Source organism: Moorena sp. SIO2C4 (assembly GCF_010672485.1).
Lineage (GTDB): Bacteria > Cyanobacteriota > Cyanobacteriia > Cyanobacteriales > Coleofasciculaceae > Moorena > Moorena producens.
The window spans coordinates 1-9,317 of the sequence record NZ_JAAHGN010000183.1; the positions used below are offsets into that span (position 1 = coordinate 1).

At 44.2% G+C, this 9,317-nt stretch carries 9 protein-coding genes; 3 read left to right on the plus strand and 6 right to left on the minus strand.

Features of this window, described 5'->3' with window-relative positions; genetic code table 11:
- Positions 1-693 precede the first annotated feature (693 nt).
- Positions 694-1,242, minus strand: coding sequence for a shikimate kinase (locus F6K20_RS12420; protein ID WP_008190629.1), 549 nt, complete (start codon positions 1,240-1,242; stop codon positions 694-696).
- 243 nt (positions 1,243-1,485) lie between these two features.
- Here F6K20_RS12420 and F6K20_RS12425 point away from each other — a divergent pair, with 243 nt between their 5' ends.
- Positions 1,486-1,695, plus strand: coding sequence for a hypothetical protein (locus F6K20_RS12425; RefSeq protein ID WP_008190626.1), 210 nt, complete (start codon positions 1,486-1,488; stop codon positions 1,693-1,695).
- A gap of 231 nt (positions 1,696-1,926) precedes the next feature.
- Positions 1,927-2,127, plus strand: a complete 201-nt coding sequence (locus F6K20_RS12430; RefSeq protein ID WP_008190624.1) for a hypothetical protein — start codon at positions 1,927-1,929, stop codon at positions 2,125-2,127.
- Between the two features lie 166 nt (positions 2,128-2,293).
- Here the strand turns inward: F6K20_RS12430 and F6K20_RS12435 are convergent, their stop codons facing one another.
- The 4 genes from F6K20_RS12435 to F6K20_RS12450 form a co-directional block, all read right to left on the minus strand.
- Positions 2,294-2,944, minus strand: a complete 651-nt coding sequence (locus F6K20_RS12435) for a hypothetical protein (RefSeq protein ID WP_081431888.1) — start codon at positions 2,942-2,944, stop codon at positions 2,294-2,296.
- Between the two features lie 234 nt (positions 2,945-3,178).
- Positions 3,179-3,796 carry a flavin prenyltransferase UbiX gene (locus tag F6K20_RS12440; protein ID WP_008190620.1) on the minus strand — a complete coding sequence of 206 codons (618 nt, stop codon included), beginning with the start codon at positions 3,794-3,796 and terminating at the stop codon, positions 3,179-3,181.
- Between the two features lie 363 nt (positions 3,797-4,159).
- Positions 4,160-6,412: a ribonuclease R family protein gene (locus F6K20_RS12445; protein ID WP_044495596.1), complete on the minus strand. Its 2,253-nt coding sequence runs from the start codon at positions 6,410-6,412 to the stop codon at positions 4,160-4,162.
- Between the two features lie 579 nt (positions 6,413-6,991).
- Positions 6,992-7,114, minus strand: coding sequence for a hypothetical protein (locus F6K20_RS12450; protein ID WP_267872120.1), 123 nt, complete (start codon positions 7,112-7,114; stop codon positions 6,992-6,994).
- Positions 7,115-7,906: 792 nt separating this feature from the next.
- Between F6K20_RS12450 and F6K20_RS12455 the strand changes: the two genes are divergently transcribed.
- Positions 7,907-8,716 (plus strand): slr1353 family protein, encoded by an 810-nt coding sequence (locus F6K20_RS12455; protein WP_008190615.1) that lies wholly within the window; start codon positions 7,907-7,909, stop codon positions 8,714-8,716.
- Positions 8,717-8,720: 4 nt separating this feature from the next.
- On the opposite strand, the gene F6K20_RS12460 is transcribed toward F6K20_RS12455, so the two are convergent.
- Entirely contained in the window at positions 8,721-8,855 is a 135-nt protein-coding gene (locus F6K20_RS12460) for a hypothetical protein (protein WP_267872119.1), read from the minus strand.
- Positions 8,856-9,317: the final 462 nt, after the last annotated feature.

Here is a 9,317-nt window from a genome sequence, read left to right on the forward strand (position 1 = left end):
AGACGTTCAAGTCGTTAGACCCAATGGAGCAATATGTACGCTCTACATATTTTTTACGTTGCCTACTTATGATTAGATAGTATCTCTCTACTTTTAAAGTTTATTGTTTATGCTTTCATTATAGCACCAGGGTAAGCGCAAGAATCAATAAGCTGTAGCTTATTGAGAAAAAACTGGGTTCATTCTCAACTATTAAACTCTATTGAGAATAAAGTTCTACGAGATTATAGGGGTTTCGAGCCACGATCAACCGATATCCAGCCAATGCACATTATGGGCAATTTTTTCTTGCGCTTACCCTGATTATAGCACATCTCTTACAAACTTTCATTGAAAGCCGTCGAAGGAAGGACGGGGCTTTAAACCCAAAATTTTCGGTAACCATTAAGCTATCAGCTAATGCGCTACGCGCACGCTTGGCCTGTGGCCACGCTGCTTGAGGTGCGAACAGCTATCAGCTAATGCGCTACAGATGGTGCTACTTTCGGTGCTTATGGGCGATGGGCACGCTACTGTTCGCGCAGCGTGCCCATAGCGCAATCGGTGTTTTTGAATAAAATAAGCTGACTGCTGACCGCTGACTGCTGAATGCTTACTTAAGTGTTAAGTGTTAAGTGTTAAGTGTTAATTGGCTATCAACCTATAAAGATCCAGAAAGATAAGTATTCAACCTGACACGACTGTCCACTAACCCTAATTTTTTTGTGTAGATTTTTTAAGAACTTTCGGAATTTCTGTGATCACTCGTGAAGCAATCTGTGGTGGAGTCTCCCCAAAATCTTCACAGATGTGAAGGTCAGCTAATTCATAAAGACTCCGTCTTTGGTCAAGAATTTTCTGCAATTCTAAAGCAGGATCAGGTTTCTGTAGTAAGGGGCGAGTGGTATCCTCTTGCAAGCGTTCGATTAACATTGCCACAGGGACATCCAACCAGACCACCAGACCATAATGCAGATAACTCCAATTTTGGGGTTTAAGCACAATACCACCTCCTGTAGCAACGATCAATTGCTGATAAGCCGATAGTTGCGATAGTACCTGAGTCTCCAGTTGTCGAAAGGTTTCTTCTCCGTCCTCAGCAAATATCTCGTTAATCGTTTTACCTGCAATTTGCTCAATCAGGGCATCTGTATCACAAAAACCATAACCTAGCTCACTAGCTAGTAAACCTCCAACAGTAGTTTTGCCAGCGCCCATCATGCCAATCAGAAAAACATTGATGCCCTTCAACAAGTCATTCACGCATGCCCTCCCCGGTCTAATCAGTGATTACCCTTAGTTCACACTTAATCAACGGTACCACTCTAGGATTCCCACTGGGAGACAGCCTTTCACATTTATGTTATTATTCACAATAGCTTCATCTAAACTTCATCCCAACAAACCCGATGTAGCGTGGTTTTGGGGAGCCAGTGAGGCCACAGGGGGTGCCCACTGGGCTTACTAAGGTGCTCCCGCAAGCCTTAACACACAGGAACCTTGACCATGAGGGACTGGCGTGGTTTTCCCCATCTGGGACTGGATCTAGACAAAGGCAGCGTGGAAACCGTCATCATTTATGTGGCTATGTGGCGGAGGAAGCAAGACAAGGCGGTTTTAACCGCCGTCATTATAAAAGTAGCCAGAAGCTTAGGGTTAGGCTTAAGCCGACTAGGTAAGCGGTGTTTAAGCACCGTTTGCCTGGTGTACCTTTAGACTGAATACAAGTCCAAACTTGGCACGAGGGTAAAATAATCCCCGGTTCTCTAGACCAGGGAAACTCAAATATGTGTAACGCACAGTTTCTAATCCCTGGCATTTAACTACCTGATGAAGCAGCTGATTTCGGTGTCTCACAAAACTATCCCACTAGTGAAACAGATAGTTAAACCGATCTACTGGTTTTCACTAGTGGTCACTCCATCTAAAGTAGGGGTAACAAAGTAAATGTTGCTAATTCGTGACATTGTCAAACAAGCTCTCACCACCGGTTATCTTACCATAGAAGCCGAGGATAAATTACGCAGGATGCTCCATCAAAAACATAAAAAGTACGATTTGGCGGATCTCGATGCCTTTATGGCCTTACAGGAAGCTGCCATGACTGGTCGCGTGAGGCAACAATCTCGCGAACAAATGAATCATTAGCCAAATGGATAATTGACTAACTATCTAACAATAGCAGCCAAGGAGTGACCTTTCACTACCTTGGCTGCTATTGTTTGACTAGTAATAAACAAAGTCAACAGTGAGTTAGGATTGCTATATAACGTAATTAAACATTATTGACACACAAATATTGACACAAAAAGGGTTATTCAAAGTCTTCATCATCCTCAAACCCCCAGTCCTCTTCATCCTCTTCAGGCTGCTTAGCTACCGTCTTGTAAGGTGGATTAATTACTCGAAACTTGGCATCGTAAACTGTTTCGGATTTACCAACACCTGAATTTCCAGGTTTCCGATAACTATAGGAATACACAGAGTCGCTTTGATCACTACTTTCGAGTTCTTTGCTCAGGTCATAGCTAGTGGGATCCGCAATAGTTGTGTGTGAGGTCGAATCTTGCTTAACCCCTTGGCGACCTGATGAAACTCGATCTGAATCCTGATCTTTGTCAAAGTCCCAGTCTTTACTACTACTTTCTTCCCAATCCGAGACCGGATCATCTTTTGAGGTTTCTTTCGAGGCTGGACGCTCACGAGTTTTATGCTGCCTCGTCTGGGTTTGATTACTTTCGCGACGGCTATATTCAGAAAATAATGGCTCGTTGTCCGGTGGTTCAGAATTTCGACGAGAGTAACGCCAAGCCAGGTAATTGGGGAGTCGTAGGCTGATGCTGGTTAGAACTCCAGCTCCAACGGCACCAACAATCCACAAGGCTAGAGGTAGAGGTGGTGTCTTCATGCCTAGAAAGACCAACGGTAGCACTGGCAACCAATTATCGACAACAAACAGTGCCAATCCACCTATTACCAAACATAAGAATATAATAATCCTAAACATAAACCAAGGGCTTGAAGGTTACAGGTTAAAGGTTGCTTGAGGGGTGATGAAGATTGATCAGCATATGTCCGGCTCAAGGCAGAAACGTCTGACGATTTAGCCTCCTACTACTTCCTCTTTGAAATCTGCCCTATTTTCCCCATCTTATCCGATATCTTTATTTGCTTACCTATCATAATAACTATGTTGAAGCTAATCAGTACTTCTGCCCTGCCATCGTTTTAGGGGAATGCAGTCAATGTCTAACTGGTCTAAAGCACGAGCTACCACAAAATCCACCAAATCTTCGATGGTTTGAGGGTTATGGTACCAAGCCGGTATAGCTGGAACAATTCTAACTCCTGTTTCTGCTAACCTGGTAAGGTTACGCAGATGGATTAAGCTAAAGGGTGTTTCACGAGGTACGATTACTAGCTTACGCCCTTCTTTAATTTGAACATCTGCTGAACGCTCCAGCAGGTCAGTACTGAAGCCCGCAGCCATTTTTGCTACGGTATTCATACTACAGGGCATGATCACCATTCCTAAAGTACGGAAAGAACCACTAGCAATGCTGGCTCCCACATCCCCCCACCGATGACAAATGAGTTTGCCCCCCTGATCGACTGCTGCTTGCTCACGCCAGAATTGTTCTTGTAGATCGGGTTCTAGAGGCATGCGAATATTTTGCTCTGCCTGCCAAACCATATAGGTAGATTTTGAGGCCACCAGCTCAATAGCATAGTCAGCCTCTAGTAAATATTTTAAAGCCCGTACAGCATAGATTAGCCCAGATGCACCGGTGACACCAAGAATTAAAGGAGTTGTCATTAGTTGTGATTAGTCAGTAGTAAAATCATGTCCGGTGTCATGTAAGCATTCAGCTATCAGCTATCAGCTAATAGCTTAAATTGTTAATTAACAAAAAGGAATCAACCCTATTAGAATCAAGCATATTATACAGCGTTTTTCATAACTATGAGGTAAACAAGTTTTTTTTCCTGTTCCCTGTTCCCTGCTCCGAAGTCCCTGCTCCGAAGTCCCTGCTCCCTAAAACCGATAAGTTTGTACCTCACCGAATTTAAAACCGCTGTAAGTGATTAACCGGACTTAATATCATTTCATTAGTAGTGAGTGGTTAGTGGTTAGTGGTTAGTTAACCTTCTAGTAACCTACTAACCACTCACGAATAACTTACTCCTCTAAATCTTCGTTACTAGCAAAACTACCACCGCTTACGGTTACCAGGTCAATTTGTTGACGGTAATAATCCACACTCTTGACTTGGACTTCGACGCGATCGCCTAATCGATAGGCAGTGCGATTTTTGCGACCGACTAGGCAGGCGTGACGGGAGCGATACTCGTACCAGTCATCCTTGAGAGAGCTAACATGAACCAATCCTTCTACTAACAAGTCTTCAATTTCGACAAAAAAGCCGTAGGATTGAACCCCAGTAATCAGACCGCTGAAGATATCTCCTGTACGCTCTTTCATCTGTTCAGCTTTCTTTAAGCCCTGTAAATCCATCTCTGCATCCATGGTGATTTTTTCACGGTCATTGAGATGGGGAATTAATGTAGTTAACTGATTTTCTAACTCTTGGTGAATTTCTGGTGGTAAAACATTCCAGTTTATATTACCTTGACAGCTGCTATGATTCAGATTTACCCGGTCTTTGGAACGGGTAGAACGACGGTCTCTTCCTTTTTCAAATACCAAATGCAGTAACTGTTGTACCCATAAATCCCCATAGCGCCTCAGTGGTGATACTCCGTGAGTATAGCCAGTATCCAATGCTAGACCAAAGTGCGATCCTGGTTTAGAACTATAACCTGTTGGTTTTAAGGTTGATAACAACAAATAGATCAATACTTTAGGTGCTATGGATTTGGCAAATAGCTGGGTAAAGCCTTGATAGTCTTGAGGGGTAATAGTTTCCTCTTGCTCAAGCTGCATATCATGCTCTAGATTCATGCCCAACCTCATCAAATCCTGAAGCCCATCCCAATCCGGTAGCCCCTGGACACAGTAAATCCCTGGCAAAGTTAGGGCTTGGATGTGGGTAGCTATTGCTTGATTGGCTAAGATCACTAATTCCTTCAACAAAGACTGCATTGGTACTGTTGAAGAAACCTCCAGAGCCCCCACTCTCCCTTCATCTTTATAGGGGTATGGAATCTGGGACAAATTTAGGTCAAAGGCACCCCGCTGCTTTCGTTGCGCCCTGACTGCTGGACTCAAGGTAAAAAACAGTTCCTTGAGTATGTCCACCACAGGTGCCAATTCTGAGTCAGCTTCCTCATGTCCCCCCAGAAGGGATTGAGCCTGCTCATAACTGAGCTGGTAGTGTACCTGGGTTATGGACGGTTGAATCTGATATTCTACTACCTTACCAGCTTCGTCTAGAGTGAGTAGTACGGAGATGGTTAAGCGGTCTTGACCTGGTACTAGGGAACAAAGCTGGGTAACGGCGTCCGGTAGTAAAGGCAATATCACATCGGACAGATAAACTGCTGTACCCCTTTTTCTGGCTTCATCCGCCAAGGGAGAGTCTGGAGGGACAAAGTAAGCCACATCAGCAATATGTATCCCCAGTTGCCACTGATTTGCTTCAGTTTTTTCTAGAGTAAAGGCGTTTTCTACAACTACCTTTTCTGAGTTAGCTAGCTTATCTTCAATGATAATGGTTAGAACCTTTCGCAAATCTAGGCGCTCGCTATAGTCGGATTTTTTCAGCTTTTTCGGTAAGTTATCAGCGGCTAGAAGTACCTCATCAGGGAAGTTAGAGCGTAAATCGTGCTTGCAACAGACAATGTCGGTGTCAGCGGCATCTTCTGCATCACTTCCTAAAATACGGGCAACTTTTCCAAGGGGAGGGTTTTGTCCTAGGGGGTAGCGTAGCACTTCTACATGAACCAGATGCTCCACTGCTTTTTGTAAGATTTCCTGATCTGGTTCAAGATCTAGTTCAAACAAGAGTCGGTCATCAAGGGGAAAGGCTCGGTAACCATTACCAGTTTCCTTGACTCGCGCTAGCACTGAAGGATTTACCCGTTCCAGAATTAACCGCACTTCTCCTTCAGGAGAGCGGCGTCGGCTACCTTCTTTGGTAACTTTGACTAGGACGCGATCGCCATTCCAGGCAGTACTCAGATTACTCTCCCGAATGTAAATATCATCGGCTCCCTCGACTTCTTGGATGGCAAAACAAAAGCCTTTACTGGAACACCGCAGCTTGGCTTCCACCACGTCTTCTTCGTAAACACGCCGATACCTGCCGCGATCTTTAACCAGAATTCCTAATTTTTCCAGTACATCCAGGGAAATCTGGAGTTTTTTGAGACTGTCTTTGTCTTGGCAACCAAGTTTTTTTTCTAAGACTTTGGGTGCCACTAGTTTATCATCAGTAAAATTAGAAAGTAATGTAGCGATTGAAAATTCCATCCAACAATCCTTTTCGTCTGATCGTGGTTTTTGCTTGTTGCCCTTAAGAGCATGCGATCGCATTGGTAGGACAGTCCCTGATGCGATCGGGTCATCGGCTGAACATTGAAAGGCAAGCCAGGTGTACACTTCTCCAGCAGCAGAGAATAGTGCATCAGTAATCCCGGGTAGCTGAACTTGTTCCACCCCTTGTGTTTCTTTCCCAGGAAAGGGTATCCACTGATGGTTTGCCTAAACTGGTTAACCGACTCTGTTGTTTTTGTTCCGAAGCAAGACTAAGGTCAGGGTAACTTTTTAGGCTAATGACTCACCTAACAAAGCCTGCGGGATTTTTGAGATTGAGGTTGGTCAATAGCCAGTGATTCAAACGCCATGGCACCTTCTTTGAGTTACGGTTTGAGGAACCTAGGACGATTGTTTCGTTGGCGAAGTTATCATCAAACGGGTAACTAACAGGCAGTTATGTATAAGAAGCAACCGATTCAAAGAGTGAGTTTCTCCAATGCCACCCAGAATATTCGGCTAAAACTCTTATGTTCAGACACTGCAATAATCGGAACCATTACGCTTCCTGGTAACTTAGTCCCCTTGCTTTGCCGATGCTTTAGCCCCTGGGGCAAAAGAGAAGCTAGCCAACGTCTGGTCAGCCTCGGAACTGTGTTCAAATTCCCCAGTTATATCTACTACTAGTCTACGTGACATACTCCTACACTAACTCTTCGAGTTCAGTGTAGGCTTCTTGCCAACTCCACCCAACGGTTAGGATACTCGGCAAGCTTTATTAACGACACGAGATGCCCCTCCGCGCCGGAACAATACAAAAAAGTTCTATTTTTAGCAAGTAGGTGGCGGTTAGCTCTTAATTTCATTACCCTACTATGTTCATTATAGATGATCACAAAGTATAAAAGTTCTTATCCGCCATTCATGTCACGCCGACATGCAAGTTCGGACGTGGGGCATAAGAGCAGATTAAGCTAAAAGGCTACGGACTACATCAGCAGATGACAGCTCTTGTGGAAGATAGTAGGTGTGGGCAACGAGGGGAACTTGGAGGTTTACCCGCCCTCTGATTTCCTATTCCTAGAGCGCCTGGAAAAAAGGAACTTTAGTTGTACTTGGCTGTACTGCTCCACTGGATCAGGAACAGAACAGAAATTCCTTTCTCCTAGGTCTGTTGAAGATTGTAACCACAGAATACTTTCACTAAGATGACCATTTTTGAGCGAGCTTACCAAATATAGTTTTATTGTATCATGTTTTATTGTACATCAACGGGAGTAGAGAATCGGGAACAAATGTTCCGGTGATCCGTAGATATGCTGTTCCGTTGTCTTGATGCAGCGCGGTCATGGGGGAAACCACGCCAGTTGCTCATGGGGGGAACCCCCAAGACCGCACTGGCTCCCCAAGACCGCGCTGCATCGCTTGCTACAGTTTTCGGGTAAAGCTATGCTATGATATAATGCTTAGATTTGGGCAGGAAATGGTTTTATGTTTACTCAGTTCCGAGATCGTTATCCTCAAGGCAGCTTGATCAGCGATCTTTTAGCAATTGACCATGGTCAGTACATAGTACGTTGCTCAGTTAAAGTTGAGGGTACCATCTTGGTCACCGGTCTAGCTGCTGCCCAAACCGTTGAATTAGCAGAAGACCAAGCCAGACTTAGAGCTTTAGCTGCTTTAGGCATGGATAGCACCAAAGGGATTGATCAAAACAAGGATATTCCCAGAGCAAAGCGTGAGGTAAATCTGCCGCTGCAACCATTGCCTCGCTATGATGTTGGCTCGACCTCAGCAAGTCAGGAACAGACTCAACCCAATCATCATTTTACTCAAGCTAGTCGAACCAGTGACACCAGTAGTTACTCTTTCTCAGAGTCAAGAGCTAGAGAGGTTAGGGAAACCGCTGCCAATATCCCATCAGTAGAACCAGTAAGGAACTTTAGCAATGATTCCTTCTCAAGGGAAGTAGAGACCACTGTGCCAGCTGACATCCCTAAGAAGAGGGAGCCAATTAGCTACCAGACCTCACCACCTGATCCTCCAGTTCAGTCATATTCTCAAAATACCATGGAGACTAACACCAGTGACATGGGATCATTGAGTTCTGGGATTATTGACCATTCTGACATCATTACTAAAACTAATGTAGAAATGAAGCGTCTGGGTTGGACAACTCAACAGGGGAAAGACTATCTTCTACAAACTTACGGTAAGCGATCGCGTCAGCTGCTTAGTGACAAAGAATTAATGTCTTTTCTGGAATATCTAGAATCTCAGCCCGTACCTTCAGATTCGTAAGTTATTAGCTATAGGAAAGGGAATCGGGCATCGGGCATCGGGCATCGGAACCCACCCCTAACCCCTCCCAGGAGGGGTTAGGGAATCGGGAATCGGGAATCGGGAATCGGGCATCGGTAAAACATCCTGTGTAACTCATAGTTATCAAAAACGCTGTCAGTAAAATTAGATCAACAACAAAAGCGATGCTCAGCCAATAGTATCGCTTTTTTTTATTAATATTAAATCGTAAACTCTCAGCTCTCAGCTCTCAGCTCTCAGCTCTCAGCTCTCAGCTCTCAGCTCTCAGCTCTTAGCTCTCAGCTCTCAGCTCTCAGCTCTCAGCTCTCAGCTCTCAGCTCTCAGCTCTTAGCTCTCAGCTTATTAGCACGCTACGCGAACATCTTTTGAATAAAATGGGCTTTTACCTAGACTTTAAATTCTCATTAATCTATCAATATTAAATTCTTACTAAATAGGTTAATTTTAAACTGAATGCTGATAGCTGAAGGCTGTTCACGTAGCGTGCGCATAGCGCTTAAGCTTAGCTTTTAAATTAATTGCAACTTCTCCATAAAACCCCCAAAAAAAAGTTTTTTTAAAACCCTTGACAAATTAATAA

Excerpts from the sequence above, each read along its gene's own strand:
- F6K20_RS12425 (WP_008190626.1), top strand. The coding sequence starts at position 1,486 with ATGAGGGACTGGCGTGGTTTTCCCCATCTGGGACTGGATCTAGACAAA.
- F6K20_RS12450 (WP_267872120.1), bottom strand. The coding sequence starts at position 7,114 with ATGTCACGTAGACTAGTAGTAGATATAACTGGGGAATTTGAACACAGT.
- F6K20_RS12440 (WP_008190620.1), bottom strand. The coding sequence starts at position 3,796 with ATGACAACTCCTTTAATTCTTGGTGTCACCGGTGCATCTGGGCTAATC.
- F6K20_RS12430 (WP_008190624.1), top strand. The coding sequence starts at position 1,927 with ATGTTGCTAATTCGTGACATTGTCAAACAAGCTCTCACCACCGGTTAT.
- F6K20_RS12445 (WP_044495596.1), bottom strand. The coding sequence starts at position 6,412 with ATGGAATTTTCAATCGCTACATTACTTTCTAATTTTACTGATGATAAA.
- F6K20_RS12455 (WP_008190615.1), top strand. The coding sequence starts at position 7,907 with ATGTTTACTCAGTTCCGAGATCGTTATCCTCAAGGCAGCTTGATCAGC.
- F6K20_RS12460 (WP_267872119.1), bottom strand. The coding sequence starts at position 8,855 with ATGAGTTACACAGGATGTTTTACCGATGCCCGATTCCCGATTCCCGAT.